19 protein-coding genes are annotated in these 23,790 nt (G+C 64.1%); 14 read left to right on the top strand and 5 right to left on the bottom strand.

Annotated features, from left to right (window positions below; all coding sequences use genetic code 11):
* Nucleotides 1-123 precede the first annotated feature (123 nt).
* The 5 genes from hemE to RTQ83_RS09595 all read left to right on the top strand — a co-directional run bounded on the left by hemE (nucleotide 124) and on the right by RTQ83_RS09595 (nucleotide 5,459).
* Nucleotides 124-1,206, top strand: coding sequence for a uroporphyrinogen decarboxylase (gene hemE, locus RTQ83_RS09615; protein WP_312513771.1), 1,083 nt, complete (start codon nucleotides 124-126; stop codon nucleotides 1,204-1,206).
* 556 nt (nucleotides 1,207-1,762) lie between these two features.
* Nucleotides 1,763-3,769, top strand: a complete 2,007-nt coding sequence (locus tag RTQ83_RS09610) for a primosomal protein N' (RefSeq protein WP_312513769.1) — start codon at nucleotides 1,763-1,765, stop codon at nucleotides 3,767-3,769.
* A 94-nt stretch (nucleotides 3,770-3,863) separates the two neighbouring features.
* Nucleotides 3,864-4,604 (top strand): NYN domain-containing protein, encoded by a 741-nt coding sequence (locus RTQ83_RS09605; RefSeq protein WP_312513767.1) that lies wholly within the window; start codon nucleotides 3,864-3,866, stop codon nucleotides 4,602-4,604.
* A gap of 115 nt (nucleotides 4,605-4,719) precedes the next feature.
* Complete coding sequence (locus RTQ83_RS09600) at nucleotides 4,720-5,088, top strand: helix-turn-helix domain-containing protein (protein ID WP_312513764.1); 369 nt, start codon at nucleotides 4,720-4,722, stop codon at nucleotides 5,086-5,088.
* A 2-nt stretch (nucleotides 5,089-5,090) separates the two neighbouring features.
* Nucleotides 5,091-5,459: a hypothetical protein gene (locus RTQ83_RS09595; protein WP_312513761.1), complete on the top strand. Its 369-nt coding sequence runs from the start codon at nucleotides 5,091-5,093 to the stop codon at nucleotides 5,457-5,459.
* A gap of 56 nt (nucleotides 5,460-5,515) precedes the next feature.
* Here RTQ83_RS09595 and RTQ83_RS09590 read toward each other — a convergent pair whose 3' ends face one another.
* From RTQ83_RS09590 to RTQ83_RS09580, 3 genes are all read right to left on the bottom strand, one after another.
* Entirely contained in the window at nucleotides 5,516-5,938 is a 423-nt protein-coding gene (locus RTQ83_RS09590; RefSeq protein WP_312513759.1) for an RcnB family protein, read from the bottom strand.
* A gap of 164 nt (nucleotides 5,939-6,102) precedes the next feature.
* Nucleotides 6,103-6,522, bottom strand: coding sequence for an RcnB family protein (locus RTQ83_RS09585; protein ID WP_312513756.1), 420 nt, complete (start codon nucleotides 6,520-6,522; stop codon nucleotides 6,103-6,105).
* A gap of 130 nt (nucleotides 6,523-6,652) precedes the next feature.
* Nucleotides 6,653-7,288, bottom strand: coding sequence for an SAM-dependent methyltransferase (locus tag RTQ83_RS09580; RefSeq protein ID WP_312513754.1), 636 nt, complete (start codon nucleotides 7,286-7,288; stop codon nucleotides 6,653-6,655).
* 159 nt (nucleotides 7,289-7,447) lie between these two features.
* Here RTQ83_RS09580 and RTQ83_RS09575 point away from each other — a divergent pair, with 159 nt between their 5' ends.
* A complete protein-coding gene (locus RTQ83_RS09575; protein WP_312513752.1) occupies nucleotides 7,448-8,887 on the top strand; it encodes a dihydrolipoyl dehydrogenase in 1,440 nt (479 codons plus the stop codon).
* Nucleotides 8,888-8,902: 15 nt separating this feature from the next.
* Here the strand turns inward: RTQ83_RS09575 and RTQ83_RS09570 are convergent, their stop codons facing one another.
* On the bottom strand, nucleotides 8,903-9,388 hold the full coding sequence (locus RTQ83_RS09570; RefSeq protein WP_312513750.1) for an SRPBCC family protein: 486 nt from the start codon (nucleotides 9,386-9,388) through the stop codon (nucleotides 8,903-8,905).
* A gap of 228 nt (nucleotides 9,389-9,616) precedes the next feature.
* Between RTQ83_RS09570 and RTQ83_RS09565 the strand changes: the two genes are divergently transcribed.
* Both RTQ83_RS09565 and RTQ83_RS09560 read left to right on the top strand, forming a co-directional pair.
* Nucleotides 9,617-11,686 (top strand): UvrD-helicase domain-containing protein, encoded by a 2,070-nt coding sequence (locus RTQ83_RS09565; RefSeq protein WP_312513747.1) that lies wholly within the window; start codon nucleotides 9,617-9,619, stop codon nucleotides 11,684-11,686.
* Between the two features lie 36 nt (nucleotides 11,687-11,722).
* Nucleotides 11,723-11,953 (top strand): SlyX family protein, encoded by a 231-nt coding sequence (locus RTQ83_RS09560; protein WP_290417711.1) that lies wholly within the window; start codon nucleotides 11,723-11,725, stop codon nucleotides 11,951-11,953.
* On the opposite strand, the gene RTQ83_RS09555 is transcribed toward RTQ83_RS09560, so the two are convergent.
* The gene (locus RTQ83_RS09555) at nucleotides 11,928-13,226 is read right to left on the bottom strand and encodes an FAD-dependent oxidoreductase (RefSeq protein ID WP_312513741.1); all 1,299 of its coding nucleotides are present in this window, start codon (nucleotides 13,224-13,226) and stop codon (nucleotides 11,928-11,930) included. The genes RTQ83_RS09560 and RTQ83_RS09555 overlap by 26 nt on opposite strands.
* A 246-nt stretch (nucleotides 13,227-13,472) precedes the next feature.
* Here RTQ83_RS09555 and RTQ83_RS09550 point away from each other — a divergent pair, with 246 nt between their 5' ends.
* The 6 genes from RTQ83_RS09550 (at nucleotide 13,473) to RTQ83_RS09525 (ending at nucleotide 23,595) form a co-directional block, all read left to right on the top strand.
* Nucleotides 13,473-15,605 (top strand): M3 family metallopeptidase, encoded by a 2,133-nt coding sequence (locus RTQ83_RS09550; RefSeq protein WP_312513739.1) that lies wholly within the window; start codon nucleotides 13,473-13,475, stop codon nucleotides 15,603-15,605.
* 90 nt (nucleotides 15,606-15,695) lie between these two features.
* Nucleotides 15,696-17,819, top strand: a complete 2,124-nt coding sequence (locus RTQ83_RS09545) for a M3 family metallopeptidase (RefSeq protein ID WP_312513737.1) — start codon at nucleotides 15,696-15,698, stop codon at nucleotides 17,817-17,819.
* Nucleotides 17,820-17,853: 34 nt separating this feature from the next.
* On the top strand, nucleotides 17,854-19,992 hold the full coding sequence (locus RTQ83_RS09540) for a M3 family metallopeptidase (protein ID WP_312513735.1): 2,139 nt from the start codon (nucleotides 17,854-17,856) through the stop codon (nucleotides 19,990-19,992).
* 279 nt (nucleotides 19,993-20,271) lie between these two features.
* Complete coding sequence (locus RTQ83_RS09535) at nucleotides 20,272-20,556, top strand: DUF4404 family protein (RefSeq protein ID WP_312513733.1); 285 nt, start codon at nucleotides 20,272-20,274, stop codon at nucleotides 20,554-20,556.
* Nucleotides 20,557-20,735: 179 nt separating this feature from the next.
* Nucleotides 20,736-22,964: a YgiQ family radical SAM protein gene (locus RTQ83_RS09530; protein ID WP_312513731.1), complete on the top strand. Its 2,229-nt coding sequence runs from the start codon at nucleotides 20,736-20,738 to the stop codon at nucleotides 22,962-22,964.
* A gap of 10 nt (nucleotides 22,965-22,974) precedes the next feature.
* Nucleotides 22,975-23,595 (top strand): DJ-1/PfpI family protein, encoded by a 621-nt coding sequence (locus RTQ83_RS09525; RefSeq protein WP_312513729.1) that lies wholly within the window; start codon nucleotides 22,975-22,977, stop codon nucleotides 23,593-23,595.
* The last annotated feature ends 195 nt before the right edge of the window (nucleotides 23,596-23,790 follow it).

The raw sequence follows: 23,790 nt of genomic DNA, 5'->3' as shown, positions 1-23,790 counted from the left end.
CTCCTCGCGCCTTGCCCACGCTTGCCATGCATCGCCATGAGCTTCCCCCTGCCTACCGGCATAGGCTCTCGTGTGCGCGAAGAATGCGATAATAGAGGCTTTCCCTCGCGTTTCTTGTCTCCCATGCCACAATTCGCCCCGCTCCAGAACGATACCTTCCTGCGTGCGTTGCTGCGCCAGCCGACCGAGTACACCCCGGTGTGGCTGATGCGCCAGGCCGGACGCTATCTGCCGGAATACCGCGCCACCCGCGCGCGCGCCGGCTCGTTCCTGGGACTGGCCAAGAACCCGGACTACGCCACCGAAGTCACGCTGCAGCCGATCGACCGCTATCCGCTGGACGCGTCGATCCTGTTCTCGGACATCCTGACGGTGCCGGACGCGATGGGCCTGGGCCTGTACTTCGCCGACGGCGAAGGCCCGAAGTTCGAGCGTCCGCTGCGCACCGAGGCTGAAGTCAACGCCTTGCAAGTGCCGGACATGGCGTCGCTCGACTATGTATTCAAGGCCGTGACCTCGATCCGCACTGCGCTGAATGGCCGCGTGCCGCTGATCGGCTTCTCGGGCAGCCCGTGGACGCTGGCCTGCTATATGGTCGAAGGCGGTGGCTCGCGCGAATTCCATACCGTCAAAAAGATGCTGTATTCGCGCCCGGACCTGATGCACCGCATCCTGGACATCAATGCGCAAGCCGTCATTCAATACCTGAACGCCCAGATCGATGCCGGCGCGCAGGCGGTGATGATCTTCGACTCGTGGGGCGGGGCGCTGGCCGACGGCGCCTACCAGGAGTTCTCGCTCAAGTACATGCGCCAGATCGTGGCCGGCCTGAAACGTGAAAAGAATGGCGAGCGTATTCCCGCCATCGTGTTCACCAAGGGCGGCGGCATCTGGCTCGACGAGATGGCGGATATCGGCGCCGATGCACTGGGCCTGGACTGGACGGTGAACCTGGGCCGCGCACGCGCGCTGGTGGGCGACCGCGTGGCGCTGCAGGGCAACCTGGATCCGGCCATCCTGTTCGCCGAGCCGGAGCAGATCCGCGCAGAAGTCGAACGTTCCCTGAGCGCTTACGGCACCCCGGGCAACGGCCATGGCCACGTGTTCAACCTGGGCCACGGCATTTCGCAATTCACGCCGCCGGAATCGGTCAGCGCCATGGTCGAGGCTGTGCACAGCTTCAGCCGCAAGCAGCGCGCCGGCTAAGCTGTCCCCTGCTTGTCCCCCTGGCGGCGCCGGCGATCCGGCGCCGCGCACTGCAAACCCTCACTTGTTCACAACTTTGTCAAAGCGATGAAAAATTCCTGTGGACATCTCAAATGCCGCAGAGTTAACGTAACTCCTTGATATTGAAGTTGATTTTATCTTTGGAGTGAGGGTCGTGCCGTGTGCGCCACAACGTTGTCCCGCAGAATAGGGTACAAATCGGGCCCTTGTTCACAAAGTTATCAACAGGCGCCGGATAGTTGGGGAAAAGTGCTTGGTTTACCGAGACTTAGCGCGCTTCTTCAAGTATCGCTTGAAGTTTCTGATGCAACGCAGCGAGTTTTCCCGAACGAATCACCCACTTATGCACAACAACGCGAATCCAGCCGAGGTTGTTAACAGGTCGCCGTGGGTAGTTGCAAGTCCATGATTTTTATAAGAAAAATAGACTTGATTTCGAGAATTATCAAAATTGACTTGATCTAACGTAAACCTTTGACGGGGTCAAGTCCCACGCTATTCACAAAGTTTTCCACAGTTTTGCACAGGGCCTAAATTGTCATACTGCATACTCGAAGTCGTGCTCGACACGCCGCTGAACAGCAGCTTCGATTACCGCTGGCCATGTGAGCCGGGACAAGAACCCGTACCAGGACAATTGGCGCTGGTATCGTTCGCGCGGCGCGAGATCATGGCCCTGATCGTCGCCGTCAAGCACGACACCGAAGTGCCGCCGGAAAAACTGAAGGACGCACTGGCGGTGCGCAGCCAGTTGGCGCCGCTGCCCGAACGCTGGATCGCGCTGGCGCGCTTCGCCGCCGAGTATTACCAGCGCCCGCTGGGCGAAGTGGCGCTGCCCGGCCTGCCCAAGAATCTGCGCGTGCCAAAGACCGTGGCGCTGGACCGCGCCCTGAAAAAGCTGGCCAAGCTCGATGCGCCGCAGGACGCCAGCGCGGTCGACATGCCGACCCTGAACCCCGCCCAGCAGGAAGCGGCCGACGCCATCGGCGGCGCCGACGGTTTCACGCCGCTGCTGCTGTGGGGCGTGACCGGCAGCGGCAAGACCGAGGTTTATCTGCAAGCCTGCGCCCAGGTGCTGCAGCGCGACCCGCAGGCGCAGATCCTGATCCTGGTCCCCGAGATCAACCTGACCCCGCAGCTGGAAGGGAATATCCGCGCGCGCTTCCCCGGCATGATGCTGGCCACGCTGCACAGCAGCCTGTCCGAGGGCGAGCGCATGCTGCACTGGCTGGCCGCGCACAACGGCCAGGCGCGCATCGTGCTCGGTACCCGGCTGGCGATCCTGTCCTCGCTGCCGAACCTGAAGCTGATCGTCATCGACGAAGAGCATGACCCGTCGTACAAGCAGCAGGAAGGCCTGCGCTATTCGGCGCGCGACCTGGCTGTGTGGCGCGCGCACCAGCTGGGGATTCCGATCGTGCTCGGATCGGCCACGCCGTCGCTCGAATCCTGGCACCACGCCAGATCCGGTCGTTACCGCCGCCTCGACCTGCGCGAACGCGCCGTGCGCGACGCCGTGCTGCCCAAGGTGCGCCTGGTCGACATGGAGCGCGACCGGCCGCGCGATGGGCTGACCAGCACCGTGCTGGCGGCGCTGCGTGAACGGCTCGAGCGCCGCGAACAGTCGCTGCTGTTCCTGAACCGGCGCGGCTATGCCCCGGTGATCTGCTGCGACGCCTGCGGCTGGATTAGCAACTGCACCCGCTGCACCGCCTTCATGGTGCTGCACAAGCCGGAAAACCGGCTGCGCTGCCACCACTGCAGCCTGGAGCTGCGCATTCCGCGCTCGTGCCCGACCTGCGGCAACGTCGACCTGCAGCCGCTGGGACGCGGCACCCAGCGCGTGGAAGAGGGCTTGCAGGCGATGTTCCCGGAGGCGCGCATCCTGCGCATCGATGCCGATTCGACCCGCCTGAAAGGCAGCGCGCAAGCGGCGTTCGACAGCGTGCACCGCGGCGAGGTCGACATCCTGATCGGCACCCAGATGGTCGCCAAGGGCCACGACTTCAAGAAGCTGACCCTGGTCGGGATCCTGAACCCGGATACGGCCCTGTTCTCGCAGGACTACCGCGCCAGCGAGCGCCTGTTCGCGCAGCTGATGCAGGTGGCGGGACGGGCCGGCCGCGCTGGGGCGCCATCCGAAGTGCTGGTGCAGACCCGCTATGCCCAGCATCCGCTGTACGGCGCGGTGATGCGCCACGACTACGAGCGCTTCGCCGGCAGCCTGCTGGACGAGCGGCGCGAAGCGGGACTGCCGCCCTTCATGTACCAGGCGCTGCTGCGCGCCGAGGCGCGCGAACTGCCGATCGCCATCGAATTCCTGGAAGCGGCGCGCGACTGCATGCCGGTCGAGGGCATCATGATGAACGACCCGATTCCGATGACCATGACGCGCGTGCACAACGTCGACCGCGCCCAGTTGCTGGTCGAGTCGAGCTCGCGCCCGGCGCTGCAGGCTTTCCTGCGCATATGGGTGGAAGAGCTGAGGGCGATGAAGTCGCGCGTGAAGTGGTCGCTCGAAGTTGACCCGCTCGATATTTGATCGTAAAAATCCATTGCGCATGGACGGATCCCAGCGAGAACCGTAGTCTTCCCGACGACCGGGTCACGGTGACCTCGACTGGAGAACTTTCCGAATGACGCACAACCCCAAGCTAGCCGTCCTGATCGATGCCGATAATGCGCAAGCGTCGATCATCAAGGAGCTGTTCACCGAAGTATCGACCTATGGCACCGCGTCGGTCAAACGCGCCTACGGCGACTGGACCACGCCGAATCTCAAGGGATGGAAGGAAACGCTGCATCTGATGGCCATCCAGCCGATCCAGCAATTCAGTTACACGACCGGGAAGAATTCGACCGACTCGTCGTTGATCATCGACGCGATGGACTTGCTTCACTCAGGCAAACTGGATGGATTTTGTCTGGTGTCGTCGGACAGCGACTTTACGCGTCTGGCGACCCGGATCCGGGAAGCCGGCCTGGCCGTGTACGGTTTCGGCGAACGGAAAACCCCGCCGGCCTTCGTGGCTGCCTGCGACAAATTCATCCATACCGAAAACCTGCGGCCAGCGGCCGCGGCTGCGCAGCAGGAGTGCAAGCAGGCCAAAACGGTGCAGCCGGCAGCTCCGATCGTGCTGGACGCCGAAACGACACAGATCGTACAAAAAGCCGTCATCGCCGCCGCGCGCGACGATGGATTTGCCTATCTCAGCAACGTGGGCAGCCTGATTCTCAAGAACAGCCCGGCATTCGATCCACGCACCTACGGCTGCCAAAAGCTGAGCGAACTTGTACGGCGTCTGCCGTTCCTGGCGATTCGGGAAAGCCAGGACGAGCGCGGGATCGTGACGCAACTGCACGTCAAGCTGAAGTGATGCGTGATCCGGAGCGATCGCTCCGGCTATGCTGATGTGAAAAATTGTTGAACGTCCGTTCAAAAACCTTTACATTACAGTTATTGAACAACCGTTCCATAACTGGATGCTTCTCATGGCACGCCCCAGAAACTTCAATGAAGACGAAGTCATCGAACGCGCCGCCGGTGCCTTCGGCCGGCTCGGCTACACCGGCTGCTCGGTGGACGACCTGGTCGAAGCGACAGGGCTGCAGCGCGGCAGCCTGTACAAGACGTTCGGCTCCAAGCGCGGCTTGTTCGAACAGGTATTGCGCCGGGCGCTGGCCGGAGAATGGCAGCAGGATCCGGCGGCGCTCGACCTGTTGATCACCGCGCTGCGCGAACTGGCGAGCTTCGACTTGCCCATCGCTGCACTATGCCGCGAAGCGCTGGCGGCTTCCTCTCAAGACCCGGCGCGGCTGCTGGGATCGCGTTTGCTCGAACATCTTCCGACAAAGGATTGACGATGCCCCGACTCGAACTGACCGAACACGAACTGATCGTGCACCTGAGTAAGTGGGAGGCGCTGGCTGCCCTGCATCCCAGCTTGCGCATTCCTTTGTCGCAGGTGCGCGGCGCCACGGAGGACAGCGGCTTCGGCTGGATGAGCATGGGATGGCGCATGCCGGGAACGCATCTTCCTTTCGTAATCGCGGCCGGAACCTTCCTGAAAGGCGGCGACCGCCAGTTCGTCTATACGCGGCGCAAGCGCAACACGATCGTGATCGAACTGGCCGGCAACGAGTGGACCCGGCTGGTGATCGGCGTGAAGGACGCGCATGCCGAGACAGCCCGCATCAATGCCGCGGTGGCGCGCACCCGGCAGCGTCACTGAGGCGAAAAAAAACCGCGCCGTCTCGCGCGGCGCGGTGTTTGTTACAAGCAGCGGGCTTAATTGCTCAGCAAGACCTGGGCGATGATGCCGGTGGCGATCGCTGCCAGCACGTAATCGTTGCCGGCGCGGACCCAGTGATGGCCACGCGGCGGCGCGCTCAGGTGACGGGCACGCCAGTCGCGCACGACGTAGCGGTCGTGGCGGTATTCGCGGCTCAGGTGATGGCCGCGGCGCAGGTCGTGACGCGGGCCGCCGCCGCGGTAGTCGTCGCGATGGTAATGGCGGGCGTCGTAGTGGTGCCGGTCGCCGTGGCCGCGCGGGCCGTGTCCGCGGTCGTGGTGGCGGTCCTTGTCATGGTGCTTGTCGTGCTTTTGATAGTGTCCGTGGTCGCGGCCATGGTCACCGCGCTCGGCAAATGCACTGCCGCTGGCGGCCATGCTCAAGGCCATCAGTGCTGCTGCGATCAGTTTGGTTTTCATGTTGGTTCTCCTGTGGCACGCTGTAACGAAGTGATGCCATTACACCGCGGATCAGCTTTCCCAGGTGAAGCATTCCGGTAAGGAATGCTACAAAATATTTCATAGACGAAAATAAAAAACCGCGCTCTCGTTCGAGGCGCGGTTTTTCGTGTCAGGCGTTTAGCTTAGTTGCTCAGCAAGACCTGAGCGATCAGGCCGGTGGCAATCGCTGCCAGCACGTAGTCGTTACCGGCGCGCACCCAGTGATGGCCTTTCGGCGGCGCGCTCAGGTGACGGTCGCGCCAGTCAGTGACGACGTAGCGGTTGTCACGGTATTCCTTGCTCAGGTGGCCGCCGCGGCGCAGGTCGTGGCGCGGGCCGCCGCCGCGCTTGTCGTCGCGATGGTAGGTGCGGGCATCATAATGGCGCCTGTCGTCCTTGCCCCGCGCGTCGTCATGACGGTCGTTGCGGTCATTGTCGTAACGGTCGCTATGCTGCTGCTGGTAGCCACGGTCATTGTCGTGGTCGCCGCGCTGGGCGAAGGCGCTGCCGCTGGCGGCCAGGCTGACGGCGATGAGTCCGGATGCGATCAAGGTGTTCTTCATGTCAGTTCTCCTAGTGGCTCGCTGAAATTTTTCAGATGAGCCATTAGACGCCGACGCAGGCTTAGCAGGTGGTGCATTCCGGTAAGGATTGCTACAAAACATTTCACCTGCCGATGAGACTGCTATCACCTTAGCGCGGATAGATGAACCCGGTACGGATATCCATCGGCACCAGCTTCTCGCCGTCGCGCACCATCAACCGCTGCGGCGGCTCTTCACCCGCCCGGGCACGCGCGATCGGGTCCAGGTCCTCGCCCTCGCGCAGCGGTTTGTCGCAGCGCTCGTACACGTTCGGGCAACCGGTGGCCTTGACCAGCGCCTGCATGATCGACACCTTCCACAGGTCGACGCCGGCGGCATTGAACTGGCACACCAGGTAGCCCTCGACGCCGCCGTAGCCGTGCACCAGCAGGCCCGGCAAGCCATCCTTTTCGCCGTCGACCAGCTGCACCAGCGCCTGCGGATCGGCGTCCTGCACGGCGCCGGCACGGCGCTCGACGGCTTCGGCCACGCGGCGCTTGATCAGCGCGTGGTCGACCGGCTCGTCCTCGCGCAGGGTCCAGACGCGGGCCGCGATCTGCGATTTGGCATTGTAGGCGGCGCGCGCCAGGAATTTGCGCGCCGACGATTGCACCAGCGCGGTGGCGCCCTGCTTGCTGCGTTCCTGCGGCTTGCCCTCGACTTTTTCGATGGCCGACAGGTAGATCCACGGGTCGCCGGACAGAATGCTTTTTTCCTTGCCCTGTTTGATGGTGATGATGAGCATGGGGTGCTTTCGTTTTGGGGGACAGCGATAAGGGACAGCGATAATACAGCAAGCGCCGACCACGCATTCGCGACAGGCGTGGCGGCGGGTGTTGCGAGATTCACCTCGGGTCCGGGCAAAATAGCGTATCGTTTCGCCAGTCAACTGCGAAAGAACAGCATGAAGAAACTGAACGTGGACGTCGCCGTCATCGGCACCGGTACCGCCGGCATGACCGCCTACCGCGCCGCCAAGGCGCAGGGCGCACGCACGGTGGTGATCGAGGGCGGCCAGTACGGCACCACCTGCGCCCGGGTCGGCTGCATGCCGAGCAAGCTCCTGATCGCGGCGGCCGAAGCGGCGCACGTGATGGAAACCTCGGGCCCATTCGGCGTGCATGCGGGCGAGGTGCGGGTCGACGGCCGCGCCGTGATGGAGCGCGTGCGGCGCGAGCGCGACCGTTTCGTCGGCTTCGTGCTGGAAGGGGTAGAATCGATGCCGGTGGCCGACCGCCTGCAGGGCCATGCGCGCTTCACGTCGCCGTGCACGCTGCAGGTGGACGACCATACCGAGATCGAGGCCGGCCGCTTCGTGATCGCCACCGGCTCCACGCCGCTGCGCCTGCCGCAGCTGGAAAACGTCGGCCCCGGCGTCGTCACCAGCGACGACGTGTTTTATTGGGACGAGCTGCCGCGCTCGGTGGCGGTGATCGGCACCGGGGTGATCGGCCTCGAGCTGGGCCAGGCCCTGAGCCGGCTCGGCGTGCGGGTGCGTCTGATCGCGCGCGGCGGCAACATCGCCCATGTCAGCGATCCCGAAGTGCTGCGCTGCGCCGCGCGCGTGATGGGCGAAGAACTCGACATCGCCTTCCAGACCCAGGTGGTGGGCGCCGAGCAGGATGGCGACGAGGTGGTGCTGCGCACCCGCGACGCGCTCGGCAAGGAAAGCAGCGAGCGCTTCCAGTACGTCCTGATGGCGGCCGGGCGCACGCCGAACGTGCACGACCTGGGGCTGGAGCATACCGGCCTGGAACGCGGCGAGGACGGGATTCCCCTGTTCGACACCCGCACCATGCAGTGCGGCACCAGCCACATCTTCATCGCGGGCGACGCCAACAACGAGCGCGCCTTGCTGCATGACGCCGCCGACCACGGCAAGATCGCCGGCGACAATGCCGGGCGCTTCCCGGACGTGCGTCCGGGCCTGCGCCGCACGCCGATCGCGGTCGCGTTCAGCGAACCGAACATCGCCACGCTGGGAAAGAACTGGCGTACCCTGTGCGCCGGCGGCCAGCGCAAGTTCGCGGTCGGCAGCGTGTCGTTCGCCAACCAGGGCCGCAGCCGGGTCATGTTGCAGAACAAGGGGTTGTTGCGGGTGTATGCGGAATACGGCACCCGATTGTTCCTGGGCGCCGAGATGATCGCGCCGCGCGCCGAGCACCTGGCGCATCTGCTGGCCTGGGCCTGCCAGATGCGGCTGACAGTGGAACAGATGCTGGACATGCCGTTCTACCATCCGGTGATCGAGGAGGGCGTGCGTACCGCGCTGCGCGACCTGGCGGCCAATCTGTCGAAGGGTGACAGCGAGACCCTGGTCGAGGATACCGAGCCGGGGACATGACCCGGCAGCGCGAAATCAGTTCAGCAGGCTGTCATCCAGCTTGCCCTCGGCCGCCATCTGGCGCATCACGCGCACGGTGTCGGTATCGGCTTCCTGGTAGGCCGACTTCTTGAATTCGTCGTACATCGCGTTGGCTTCGTCGACGTGGTCGCCCTGGCCGTCGTCGTAGCAGAAGCGCACTAACAGCATGGCGTTGGTCGGCGCCTCGATGATCATGCGCAGGCTCGAGGCGGCGATCTCGCCCTGGGCCGGCACTTCGTAGCGCACTTCCTGCAGCGGGGTCAGGACCACGCTGTCCTCGATCACCAGCTCGCCGAAGGTCAGGCGGCGCTTGAGGCGGCCTGCGTCGCGCTCCAGGATCTCGCATTTATCCAGATGCGGAATGAAAGCGGTCGGCTGCTCGGCGCGCAGCACCAGGCCGCGCCACAGCTGCTCGCGGGTGAGGGTGTCGATCAGCGGGTTCATCGGATCGTTGACGGCGACGAGATGTTCGAATTTCATGTGCGGATGTCCGTGAAAATGAGCGCCGCGCCACGTCCTGATGGGTGGCGCGCAAAGGACGCATGGTACCCGATTGCGCGGCTAGACGCAGGACGCTTTCCATCAAGGCCGGGCCTGCTTGATGACGCTGAATCGGGTGTTGCAATCCGGTCGCGCAATTGCAGGGCACCGCCCGCTGGGCACGCCGGATTGTTACAATCCTCGTCTATCCCACCAGAAAAATTTCCCATGTCCAACGCACCAAAGTTCGGCCTCAACGGGCCGCAGAGCGAAGCCGCGCTGTATCTGGACGGCCCTTGCCTGGTGCTGGCCGGCGCCGGCTCGGGCAAGACGCGCGTGATCACCCAGAAGATCGCCTACATGATCGAGCACTGCGGCTACGATCCGCGCACCATTGCCGCCCTGACCTTCACCAACAAGGCCGCGCTCGAGATGCAGGAGCGCATCGGCAAGCTGCTGAAACAGCCGAAACAGGCCAAGCAACTGACCGTGTCCACCTTCCACTCGCTGGGTGTCAAGATCCTGCGCCAGGAAGCGGCCGGCGTGGGCCTGAAAGATAAATTTTCGATCATGGACAGCGACGATTGCTACACCATCGTCTCGAGCCTGGCGCTGACCACCGATAAGCAGGAAGTGCGCGCCATCCAGAACCGGATCTCGCTGTGGAAGAACGGCCTGGTGGACCCGGACGATGCGATCCGCGAGGCGCGCGACGAAGACGAAGCCATGGCCGGCCGCGTCTACCGCAGCTATGTGGCCACGCTGCAGGCCTACCAGGCGGTCGACTTCGACGACTTGATCCGCCTGCCGGTGGAATTGTTCCGCAACAACGAGCCGATCCGCGACCGCTGGCAGCGCCGCCTGCGCTACCTGCTGATGGACGAGTACCAGGACACCAATACCTGCCAGTACGAGCTGGTGAAACTGCTGGTGACCGGCCTGGGCAAGAAGCCGATGTTCACGGCGGTGGGCGACGACGACCAGGCGATCTACGCCTGGCGCGGCGCCTCGGTCGAGAACCTGAAAACGCTGCAGACCGACTTTCCCGACCTGCGCGTGATCAAGCTGGAACAGAACTACCGCTCCACCACCCGCATCCTGCAGGCGGCCAACGCGGTGATCGGCAACAATCCGAAGCTGTTCGAGAAGTCGCTCTGGTCCGAGCACGGCCTGGGCGAGCCGATCAAGGTGCTGGGCATGCAGAACGATGACCAGGAAGCGGATCAGGTGGCGATCATGATCTCGGCCGACCATTTCCAGCGCAAGAACAAGTGGTCCGATTACGCGATCCTGTACCGCGGCAACCACCAGGCGCGCGTGATCGAGCAGGCGCTGCGCAAGGAACGCATCCCGTACACCATGTCCGGCGGCCAAAGCTTTTTCGACAAAGCCGAGATCAAGGACATCATTGCCTACCTGCGCCTGATCGCCAACCAGGACGACGACCCGGCCTTCATCCGCGCCGTCACCACGCCCAAGCGCGGGGTCGGCATGGCAACACTGGAAGTATTGGGCGAATTCTCCAAGCAATGGAACTGCTCGCTGTTCGAAGCGGCAAGGAAGGGCGGCATCGAAGCCAAGCTGGCCGACCGCCAGCTGGGGCCGCTACGCGACTTCTGCCACTTCATCGCCGAGCTGGAAGACCGCGCCACCCGTCCGGGCCCGTCCGGCAGCGGCGACCATGCGGCCGAGGTGCTGGACGACATGATGAAGGAGATGAACTACGAGCACTATTTGTACGAGAACTTCGATGACCGCGCAGCCCAGTCCAAGTGGCAGAATGTGCTCGAGTTCAATAACTGGCTGAAGGACCGCGGCCGTGGCGGACGCGACCGCGATGGCGAAGAAAAGAATCTGCTGGAACTGACGCAGATGGTGGCCCTGATGTCGATGCTGGAAGGCCAGGACGAGGAGCAGGACGCGGTGCGCATGTCGACCCTGCACGCGTCGAAGGGGCTGGAGTATCCGCACGTGTTCCTGGTCGGGGTGGAAGAGGGCATCCTGCCGCACAAGGGCGACCCGGACGCGTCGGTGGAGTCGATCGCGGCGCGCATCCAGGAAGAGCGGCGCCTGATGTACGTCGGCATCACGCGTGCCCAGCGCAGCCTGCACGTAAGCTGGTGCAAGCGGCGCAAGCGCGCCGGCGAGCTGGTCAACTGCGACCCGTCGCGCTTCATCAAGGAGATGGCGCTGGACGTCGGCGAAGCGGCGCCGATGGAAAGCGAAGTATTGAGTCCGAAAGAAAGATTGGCGAACCTGAAAGCGTTATTGGCAACGCCGAAGCCGATCGTGAACTGAGCGCCCTTGCCCGAACTGCAATGCAAGGCTGGCATAATGCCGGCTTTGCAGCCGGAGTTCGCCGTGGACCAGGAAGACCGTTTCATCAATCTCGAGATCAAGCTCGCCCAGCAGGAAGACCTGCTCGACGAGATGAACAAGACCATCTACCGCCAGGAACGCCGCATCGACCAGCTGGAAGCCATGCTGACCAAGATGGCCGACCACGTGCGCACCCTGCGCGACGCCGGCCAGGCGCCGCTCAACGAACCGCCTCCGCATTACTGAGATGCTGCCCCAGGCGCTGGCCCAGGCACAGTAGCGTCAAGGTCGGCGGCAAACCCCATGGCCCCGGAATCACCGAGGCATCGCACACGAACAGCCCCCTGGCCGAGGTCTGCAAATCGGCATCGACGCCCGCTCCGATGCGCACGCTGCCGCCCGGATGCGCGGCGAAATGCCAGCTCCTGAACACATGATGCGCCCCGGCCTGGGCCAGGATCGCGCGCGCCATCGCTTCTCCCTGCCGCAAGCGCGCGCGGTCGGCATCGGTGAGCCGCTTGTCGGCCCAGCGCGGCCCGATCCGGCCGCCGATATCGTCGCGAATCTTGACCATGATGCTCAGCGTGCGCCGGTGCGCGAACAGGCGGTCCACCCTTCCGACTTGCGCCGCGAAGGCCTGGTACATCGGGCGCGGCAAGGTCAGGTCGGCCAGCGCGATGCCGGCCTGCGCGTCGTGCATGCCGGCCGCCATCGGCACCTCGGCGCCGCCGTCGATATCGTCGACGGTTCCCATCACTGCCACTACCGGATCGCTGAAGAACGGCGCATGGCGCGGCCCCAGGGCTGAGGCGTGCAGGATGCGCGGGCTGCCGATGCCGCCACCGGCCAGCACCACCAGCGGCGCACGTACGGTGTGCAGGCGTTTGTCCTGCACCAGCTCGACCCCGGCCGCGCGGCCGTCTTCGAGCAACACGCGTGTGACCCGGCTGCGCGCCTGCAGGAGCGCGCCATGGCGCACTGCCTGCTCGACGAATTCGCGCGCACTCCACTTGGCGCCGAACGGGCAGCCATAGGCGCAGCGCCAGCAGCCGCTGCGACAAAGCGCGGGGCGGATCATCTTGTCCAGCTTGCGCCAATCGAGGCCGAGGGCGCGCGCCGCTCCTGCGATGCGGGCCGCCATCGGGCCGACCAGGTTGTCGGGCAGGGGCGCCATCGGCAGGTCGGCGCGCAATGCGCCGAGGGCCGGTTCGAGGTCGATGCCGTATGCATCGAACAGCGCGCGCGGCGGCGGCGCGGCGGTGGCGAAGTTCACCGCCGAACTGCCGCCCAGCGTGGCGCCGCCTACCAGCAGCGAAGCATCGCGATGGATGAAGGCGGCACGGCCGGGCACCGCGGCCATGCTTGCCATCTGGGTCACGGTGCCGCTCAGGGGCGCGGCGCCGCCCTGTTCCAGGATCAGTACCCGGCGCCCGGCGCGCGCTAGTTCGCGCGCCACGCTGGCGCCACCGGGTCCGGTGCCGACTACGATCGCATCGAAACGGGCAGGAGAAGAAGTCATGGGAAAGCGGGGAAATGCATGGCGGCCGATGCTAGCACAGGCGCCGCACAGGGGCGGGATGCAGACCATCCGGCGCATGCGACGATGACCTCACGGTCATCAATACCGCCGTCAATACGGCCTCCCCATGCTGTTACATTGGATACTTTTTAATTGTGTCGATATAAGAGCAAGCCTGCTATGATCTTCGCGCAAGGCTGTCGAGCTAGCCCGGCAGCACCCTTCCCAGTGTTCGCGAAAGATCCCATGTACCGTCCACAACTGCTCATCGTAGCCGCCGCCGTCGCGCTGGCGCATGCACCTGCCATTGCCGCTCCCACCTCCGCCGTCCTCGACGCATCCAACCCCTTCGCCAAGCCGAGCAGCCTGCCGCTGAACTACCCGGCCTTCGACAAGATCAAGGACGCGCATTTCCTGCCTGCGTTTAACGCCGGCATGCGCGAGCACCTGCGCGAAGTCGAGGCCATCGCCAACGACAAGGCCGCGCCGACGTTCGACAACACCATCGTCGCGCTGGAGCGCTCGGGCCAGCTGCTGTCGCGCGTGGGCGCGACCTTCTCGAATCTGCACGGCGCCAATACGAATGACACGCTGGATGCGGTCGACCGCGAGATGTCGCCCAAGCTGGCTGCGCACGACGATGCGATCCACCTGAATCCGAAGCTGTTCGCGCGCGTGAAAGCGCTGCACGACAAGCGCGCCTCGCTCGGCCTGGACGCCGAATCGACTTTCCTGCTCGAGCGCTACTACAAGGAATTCGTGCGCGCCGGCGCCAATCTGTCGGCAGCCGACCAGCGCAAGCTCAAGGCTTACAACGGCGAGATCGCCTCGCTGCAGTCCGACTTCACCCAGCGCGTGCTCAAAGGCGTCAACGCCGCGGCACTGGTGGTCGACACCCGCGCCGAACTGGAAGGCATGAGCGACGCCGAGATCAAGGCCGCCGCCGACGAAGCCGAGAAGCGCGGCGTCAAAGGCAAGTTCGTGATCCCGCTGGTGAACACCTCGAGCCAGCCGGCGCTGTCGACGCTGAAGAACCGCAAGACGCGCGAGCGCCTGCTGCAGGCATCGCTCCAGCGCGGCGCCACCGGCGGCGAATTCGACACCCGCCAGCAGGTGCTGCGCCTGGCCAAGCTGCGCGCTGAACGCGCCGTGCTGCTGGGCTATCCGAACTTCGCGGCCTATTCGCAGGAACTGGAAACCGCGCGCAACCCGGCCGCCGTCAACAAGCTGCTGGGCGACCTGGCCAAGCCGGCCGTCACCAATGCGCAGAAGGAAGCGGCCGACATCCAGAAGGTGATCGATGCCGAGAAGGGTGGCTTCAAGGCCGCAGCGTATGACTGGCCGATGTACCAGGACAAGGTGCGTGCCCAGCGCTACAACTTCGACGAGAACCAGCTGCGCCCGTATTTTGAAATGAACCGCGTGCTGGTCGACGGCGTGTTCTTCGCCGCCACCAAGGAATACGGCATCACCTTCAAGGAACGCAAGGACCTGCCGGTGTACAACCCGGACGTGCGCACCTTCGACGTGTTCGATGTCGACGGCAAGCAGCTGGCGATCTTCATCTTCGACCCGTACGCCCGCTCGAACAAGCAGGGCGGCGCCTGGATGAACGAATACGTGTCGCAGTCGCACCTGCTCGGCCTGCGTCCGGTGATCGGCAACCACCTGAACATTCCGAAACCCCCAAGCGGCCAGCCGACGCTGCTGACCTACGACGAAGTAGTGACCGCCTTTCACGAATTCGGCCACGCGCTGCACGGCATGTTCTCGGATGTGAAGTACCCGCACTTCTCGGGCACCAACGTGCCGCGCGACTTCGTCGAGTATCCGTCGCAGGTCAACGAGATGTGGGTCACCTGGCCTGAAGTGCTGGCCAACTACGCCAAGCACCACCAGACCGGCGCGCCGATGCCGAAGGAATTGCTGGACAAGGTGGTGGCCTCTAAAAAGTTCGACCAGGGCTACAAGACCAGCGAATACCTGGCCGCGGCCCTGCTCGACCAACGCTGGCACCAGCTGGCGCCGAACCAGATTCCGACCGACGTGCTGGCCTTCGAGGCGAAAGCCCTGAAAGACGCCGGTGTCGACTACGCGCTGGTGCCGCCGCGCTACCGCACGACGTACTTCTCGCACTCGATGGGCGGCGGCTATTCGGCCGGCTACTACGCCTACCTGTGGAGCGAGCGCCTGGATGCCGATACCGTGCAGTGGTTCACCAATAACGGTGGCTTGAGCCGCAAGAACGGCGACCACTTCCGCAAGACGCTGCTGTCGCGCGGCGGCACCGCCGAAGCGATGGACCTGTTCCAGAACTTCCGCGGCCGCGGTCCGGTGATCGAGCCGCTGCTGGAACGCCGCGGCCTGACCGGTAACTGATTGCTGCACGCGCCCCCTGTCGTCATGAGCGACAGGGGGCGTTTCGTTTGAGTTCGAAATACCTTCCCACCATAACGCACAAGAGACTTCATGAACCGTCCACCACTGCTGCTGATCGCAGCCAGCGTCGCCTTCGCCACCATGACGATTTCCCAGCCAGCCGCCGCCGCCCTGCCGGCATCGAATCCATTCGCCAAGCCGAGCACCCTGCAGTACGGCTACCCGGCCTTCGACAAGATCAAGAACGAGCACTTCGCTCCGGCCTTCGCCGAAGGCATGCGCGAACAGGCGCAGGAGATCGTCAAGATCGCCGACAACAAGGCGGCGCCGACTTTTGAGAACACGATCGTGACGATGGAGCGTTCGGGCCAGCTGCTGGGCCGCGTGCGCGCGGTGTTCTACACTCTGGTCGGTTCCTACACCAATGACAGCCTGCAGGCACTGGACAAGCAGCTGGCGCCGCAGTTCGCCGCCCATGGCGACGCGATCCGCCTGAACCCGAAGCTGTTCGCGCGCATCAAGACCCTGCACGACAAGCGCGACTCGCTCGGCCTGGACGCCGAATCGAAGTTCCTGCTGGAGCGCTACTACAAGGACTTCGTGCGCTCGGGCGCCAATCTGTCGGACGCCGACAAGACCAAGCTGAAGGACTACAACGCCCAGCTGGCCGCGCTGCAGACCCAGTTCAGTCAGAACGTGCTGAAGGAAGTGAACGACTCGGCCTTCGTGCTTGAGTCCCGCGAAGAGCTGGCCGGCCTGCCTGAGAAAGCGATCGCCGCCGCCGCCGTGGAAGCCAAGAAGCGTGGCCTGGACGGCAAGTTCGTGATCCCCGTGACCAACACCACCCAGCAGGCGCCGCTGGCGGTGCTGAGCAACCGCGCCACGCGCGAAAAGCTGCTCACCACCTCGATGATCCGCGGCACCCGCGGCAACGAATTCGACAACCGCAACGTGGTGCTGCAACTGGCCAAGCTGCGCGCCGAACGCGCCGAGCTGCTGGGCTACGAGAACTACGCCGCCTACTCGCTGGAAGACCAGACCGCGAAAGACACCGCCTCGGTCAACAAGCTGCTGGGCGACCTGACCCAGCCGGCCGTGCGCAATGCGAAGAAAGAAGCCGCCGAGATCCAGCAAGTGATCGACGCTGAAAAAGGCGGCTTCCAGGTCGCGGCCCAGGACTGGAGCCTGTACAGCGACAAGGTGCGCACCGCCAAGTACGCGTTCGATGCCAATCAGCTGAAACCTTACTTCGAATTCAACAACGTGCTGGAGAAGGGCGCCTTCTTCGCCGCCACCAAGCTGTGGGGCATCACCTTCAAGCAGCGCACCGACCTGCCGACCTACGACGCCGACGTGCGCGTGTACGACGTGTTCGAAGAAAACGGCACCCACCTGGCGATCTTCGTGGTCGACCCGTATGCGCGTCCGAACAAGCGCGGCGGCGCCTGGATGAGCTCCCTGGTCGACCAGAGCACGCTGCTGGACAAGAAGCCGGTCATCACCAACAACCTGAATCTGGTCAAGCCGGCCGCCGGCGAGCCGACCCTGCTCACCTGGGACGAAGTGCGCACCACCTTCCACGAGTTCGGCCATGCCACCCACGGCTGGTTCTCGAAAGTGAAGTATCCGCGCTTCTCGGGCACCAGCGTGCCGCGCGACTACGTCGAGCTGCCGTCGCAGGTCTATGAAATGTGGATGGCTTGGCCGGAAGTGATGGACAGCTACGCCAAGCATTACCAGACCGGCGCCGCGATGCCGAAAGAACTGCTGGAAAAACTGCGCGCGGCCCAGCGCTTCAATGAAGGCTACCGCACCACCGAATACCTGGCCGCGGCCGTGATCGACCAGCGCTGGCACCAGCTGGGTTCAAAACAAATCCCGACTGACGTCGTGGCATTCGAGCAGCAGGCGCTGAAGGATGCGGGCCTGAATTTCGCGCCGGTCCCGCCGCGCTACCGCAGCACCTATTTCTCGCACGCGATGGGCGGCGGCTACTCGGCCGGCTACTACAGCTACCTGTGGGCCGAGCGCCTGGACGCTGACGCAGGCGAGTGGTTCAAGGAAAACGGCGGCCTGCTGCGCAAGAACGGCGACCGCTTCCGCCAGATGGTGCTGTCGAAAGGCGGCACCCAGGATGCGGTCGAGATGTACCGTGCCTTCCGCGGCCGCGACCCGGTCATCGAGCCGCTGCTCGAGCGTCGTGGCCTGAACTGATCACTACCCCATTTACAACATCGAGAACAAGACCATGAACCGTCCTCACATCATGCTGGTCGCCGCCGCCAGCGTCGCCGCCATCAACGTCGCCGTGGCCGCCCCGGCCGCACCCGGCAACAAGCTGGAAGCGTCGAACCCGTTCGCGCGCGAAAGCTCGCTGCCGTTCAACTACCCGGCCTGGGACAAGATCCGCAACGAGCACTTCGCGCCGGCCTACGCCGAGGGCATGCGCCAGCAGGCCGCCGAGATCGATGCGATCGCCAACAACAAGGCCGCGCCGACGTTTGACAACACCATCGTCGCGATGGAAAAGAGCGGCCGCCTGCTGAATCGTGTGAGCGGCGCCTTCGGCACCCTGTCCGGTTCCTACACCAACGACACCCTGATCGCCCTGGGCAAGGACCTGGCGCCGAAGCTGTCGCAGCACGGCGACGCGATCCGCCTGAACGACAAGCTGTTCAAGCGCATCGAGACCCTGTACAACAAGCGCGCCAGCCTGAAGCTGGACGCCGAGTCGACCTATCTGCTGGAACGCTACTACGATGACTTCGTGCGCGCCGGCGCCAAGCTGTCGAGCGCCGACAAGGCCAAGCTGAAGGACTACAACAGCCAGCTGGCCGCGCTGCAGACCCAGTTCGCGCAGAACGTGCTGAAGGAATCGAACGCATCGGCGCTGGTGGTCGACAGCCGCGCCGAACTGGCCGGCATGAGCGACAAGGCGATTGACGCCGCCGCCGCGGAAGGTAAAAAACGTGGCCTGGACGGCAAGTTCGTGATCCCGGTCGTGAACACTACCCAGCAGGCCAGCCTGGCCGTGCTGACCAACCGGTCCACCCGTGAAAAACTGCTGGCCGCCTCGATGGCGCGCGGCAGCCGCGGTGGCGAGTTCGACAACCGCGACGTGGTGCTGAAGATCACCAAACTGCGCGCCGAACGCGCCCAGCTGCTGGGCCATCCGAACTTCGCTTCGTACCACCTGGAAGACCAGACCGCGCAGACCACCACCGCCGTCAACAGCCTGCTGGCCGAACTGGCCAAGCCGGCCGTGAACAACGCGCGCAAGGAAGCGGCCGAGATCCAGAAGATGATCGACGCCGAGAAGGGTGGCTTCCAGGCCGCCGCGCATGACTGGGCCTTCTACAGCGACAAGGTGCGCGCCCAGCGCTACGCCTTCGATGCCGGCCAGCTGCGCCCTTACTTTGAACTGAACCGCGTGCTGATCGACGGCGTCTTCTTCGCCGCGACCAAGGAATACGGCATCACCTTCAAGGAACGCAAGGACCTGCCGGGCTACAACGAAGACGTGCGCATGTTCGATGTGTTCGACGTCGACGGCAAGCAGCTGGCGATCTTCACCTTCGACCCGTACGCGCGCTCGAACAAGCGTGGCGGCGCCTGGGCCAACGCCTGGGTGGCACAGAGCTCGCTGCTGGGCACCAAGCCGGTCATCGCCAACAACCTGAATATTCCGAAGCCGGCCGCGGGCGAGCCGACCCTGCTCACCTACGACGAAGTGCGCACCACCTTCCACGAATTCGGCCACGCGCTGCATGGCATGTTCTCGGATGTGAAGTACCCGCGCTTCTCGGGTTCGCGCGTGCCGCGCGACTACGTCGAGTTCCCGTCGCAGGTGAACGAGATGTGGATGGCATGGCCTGAAGTGCTGGCCAACTACGCCAAGCACTACCAGACCGGCGAGCCGATGCCGAAGGAACTGCTGGACAAGGTGCAGGCGTCGCAGCAGTTCAACGAAGGCTTCCGCACCACCGAGTACCTGGCCGCGGCGCTGCTGGACCAGGCCTGGCACCAGCTGACCCCGGAGCAGATCCCGACCGACGTGCTGGCGTTCGAAGCCGACGCGCTGAAAAAGGCCGGCGTCGACTTCGCCCTGGTGCCGCCGCGCTACCGCACCACCTACTTCTCGCACACCTTCGCGGGCGGCTACTCGGCCGGCTACTACGGCTACCTGTGGGCCGAGAAGCTGGACGCGGACACCGTCAACTGGTTCAAGGAAAACGGCGGCCTGACCCGCAAGAACGGCGACCACTTCCGCAAGACCTTGCTGTCGCGCGGCGGTACGCTGGATGCGATGCAGATGTATCGCAACTTCCGCGGCAAGGATGCGGTCATTCAGCCGCTGCTGGAGCGTCGTGGGTTGACCGGTAACTGATCGGTGTTTGGTGCCGGTCGTGGCGACATGACCGGTGCGTATCACCGCGTCGGCGGCAAAGCCGCCAACCCTACGATAAACGGTAGCGCCGGCCGCCAGGCCAGCCCTACGTAGGGTTGGCGGGTCCCCCGCCGACGCGTTCAACCTGCTCCCGCTTCCCGGCGCATTGTCCAGCGTTCAACCCGCCCCACCTCCCGCGCGCACTGCCCAGAACAGCCGTGTTCTACCTTCCTCCCCCCATGTCGTACAATCAAATCGACCCACCACCGGAGGAAAACGATGCAACCCGAACAAGATGCCGACCTGAAGGCCCGCCTCAAAGCCCTGCACCGCCACCTGCAGGAAACCGGCGAGACCGACGTCGAACTCGAAATGCTGCTGCGCCAGCTCGACGGCGATATCGAGAAAGTCCTGGAACGCCGCTCGCAAGCCCAGCTCGATGACGCCACCTATGGCCTGGGCTCGCGCTCGCAGGAACTGGCCGCCCGTTTCGCCGCCCGCCACCCACGCGTCGAGTCCGGTCTGCGTGAACTTGGCAATATCCTGTCGAACATGGGGATCTAGTCTGGAACATAGACTGGGCAAATAAGCCACAAGTCATTGATAGTTAAGCCATTTTCTGGGGGCGGCGATGCCGCGAAAATGGTTTTCCGGTACAATGCCGGCCAATGAACTCCCCCACCAATCTCTTCGCGAGCGTTCCCAAGCGCTCTAGCCGCGCTGCTACTGCGCCTTTCCTGCCGATGTCCCGCGCCGAAATGGACGCGCTCGGCTGGGATTCGTGCGACATCATCCTGATCACCGGCGACGCCTATATCGACCACCCCAGCTTCGGCATGGCGCTGGTCGGCCGCCTGCTGGAAGCGCAGGGCTACCGGGTCGGCATCATCAGCCAGCCGGACTGGACGTCGGTGGAGCCGTTCCGCGCGCTGGGTAAGCCCAACCTGTACTGGGGGATCACCGCCGGCAATATGGACTCCATGGTCAACCGCTACACGGCTGACCGCAAAATCCGTTCCGACGACGCCTATACGCCGGACGCCGCGCCGAACAAGCGCCCGGACCGCGCCGTGACCGTGTACTGCCAGCGCGCCCGCGAAGCCTTCCCGGGCGTGCCGGTGATTGCCGGCAGTATCGAAGCCTCGCTGCGCCGCATCGCCCACTACGATTACTGGTCGGATAAAGTGCGCCGCTCGGTGCTGTTCGAATCGAAGGCCGACCTGGTCATCTTCGGCAATGCCGAACGCGCGCTGGTGGACGTCACGCGCCGTATCGCCGCGGGCGAGAACATCAAGGATATCCGCGACCTGCGCGGCACCGCCTTCCTGGTGCCGCAGGGCTGGCTGCCGGACGAAGAATGGTCGGTGCACAATTCCACCCGCGTGGACGTGCCGGGCCGCATCGACAAGCAGCCGAATCCGTACGCGATGGCGCTGGAAGACCCGAAAGCCTGCGCGCTGGACAATGCCGCGCCGGAACCGGTGGCGAAACCCGTGGTCATCATGACGCGCGAGCAGCGTCAGGCCGCCGCGCGCGAAAAGGCGGCCAAGACCGTGGTGCGCCTGCCGAGCTTTGAGACCGTCAGCGAAGACCCGGTGATGTATGCGCACGCGTCGCGCGTGTTCCACCTGGAATCGAATCCGGGCAATGCGCGCGCACTGGTGCAGGCGCATGGCGACCGCGACGTCTGGCTCAATCCGCCGCCGCTGCCGCTGGCCATGGACGAGATGGACAACGTCTACGACTTGAACTATGCGCGCGCGCCGCACCCGAGCTATGGCAAGGCCCATATCCCGGCCTGGGAAATGATCCGCTATTCGGTCAACATCATGCGTGGCTGCTTCGGCGGCTGCACCTTCTGCTCGATCACCGAGCACGAAGGCCGCATCATCCAGAGCCGTTCGGAACCGTCGATCCTGCGCGAGATCGAGCTGATCCGCGACACGACCAAGAATTTTGCCGGCACCATCACCGACCTCGGCGGCCCGACCGCGAACATGTACCGCCTGGCGTGCAAAGAGAAGAAGATCGAGGAAAGCTGCCGCCGCCTGTCGTGCGTGTATCCGACCATCTGCAGCAATCTGGGCACCGACCACAGCAAGCTGATCTCGCTGTACCGCAAGGCGCGCGCCATCCCCGGCATCAAGAAGATCCTGATCGGTTCCGGCCTGCGCTATGACCTGGCGGTGCGTTCGCCCGAATACGTCAAGGAACTGGTGACCCACCACGTGGGCGGCCTGCTGAAGATCGCGCCAGAACACACCGAGCAGGGCACGCTCTCGAAGATGATGAAGCCGGGCATCGGCGCGTATGACGAGTTCAAGCGCATGTTCGAGAAGTTCTCGCTGGAAGCGGGGAAGAAGCAGTACCTGATTCCTTACTTCATTGCGGCGCACCCGGGTTGCACCGACGAAGACATGCTGAACCTGGCCCTGTGGCTCAAGAAGAACAACTTCAAGCTGGACCAGGTGCAGACCTTCACGCCGACGCCGATGGCCATGGCGACCACGATGTATCATTCGCGCAAAAACCCGCTGGCCAAGGTCACCGAGGATTCGGAAGTCGTCGAAACTGCGCGCAGCGGCAAGGTGCGCAAGGCGCATAAGGCTTTCCTGCGTTATCACGACCCGGCCAACTGGCCGATCCTGCGCGAGACGCTGACCAAGATGGGCCGTGGCGATTTGATCGGCAATGGCGAGCGGCACTTGATTCCGGCATGGCATCCGTCGGAAGAGACCGGGCAGCCGGTGAGCGAGCGCAAGCGCGTGGTGCCGGGCAATGTGCCGATGTCGGAGCGCGAGACGGCCAAGCGCGGTCCGGCTGCTGCGCGTCCGGGCGTGCGTGGCGCTGGTGGCCGTGCCGATCGGGCGCCGGCTGCTCCGGCCGCATCGACGGCGGCGCGTCCGTCGATCCTGGCTACCATCAAGACCAAGCCGAAGGCTGACGTCAAGCAGAAGTCCGGCCGCCGCTGATCGCTGTCGCATGAACGTCTATCTGGCTGTCGTCGAATCGCTGGCGGACTGGGAGATCGGCTATCTGACGGCCGAGCTGAACAGCCGCCGCTACTTCGCCGATCCGGGAATGGACTTCAATCTGCTGAAGGTTGGCATCACCAGCGATGACGTTCGCAGCATGGGCGGCGTGGTCTATACGCCGGACCTGACCTTCGATGCGATCGGGTTGCAGCAGGACGATGTACTGGTGCTGCCTGGTTCGAACCTGTGGGATCAGCCCCAGACCCGTCCGGTTCTGGAGCTGGCGCGCAATGCGCTGGATCGCGGACATCGGGTCGCGGCCATTTGCGGCGCTACGGTCGGCCTGGCCAGCGTTGGCGCCCTGAATACGCGACGCCATACCAGTGACGATCTGGAATCCCTGAAACAGTCCTGCCCTGAATACAGCGGCGAATCCTGGTACCGCAAGGAAGCGGCGGTGCGCGGCGATAACCTCATCACCGCCAGCGGACTGGCGCCGCTCGAGTTTTCATATGAAGTACTGAAGATGCTGAAGGTCTGGCGTCCGGAAACCGCCAAGGCTTGGTTCCGCTTGCACAAGACAAGGCAAGAGCGCTGGTATCACGAACTTGTCGCTTCGATGTCGTGAAAAACGACAGAAAACAGGCCTTGCAGGCGCATGATAGTGTGGCTATAATCTCGCCTCTCCAACGCAAACGCAGTCGTTAAGACAGCGAAGCGAAGGAAAAAAGGGAGTTGACGAGATCGTAGTAAAGCTTCATAATCTCGCTTCTCTGCTGCTGACGAACACAACGATTCGCAACGATGCAGCAAGTGCAGTACC

It is taken from the genome of Massilia sp. (genome assembly GCF_031995545.1).
In the GTDB taxonomy this organism is placed as follows: domain Bacteria; phylum Pseudomonadota; class Gammaproteobacteria; order Burkholderiales; family Burkholderiaceae_D; genus Telluria.
Note: the sequence above shows the minus strand (reverse complement) of the source record. Positions and strands in the feature narration are given on the sequence as shown.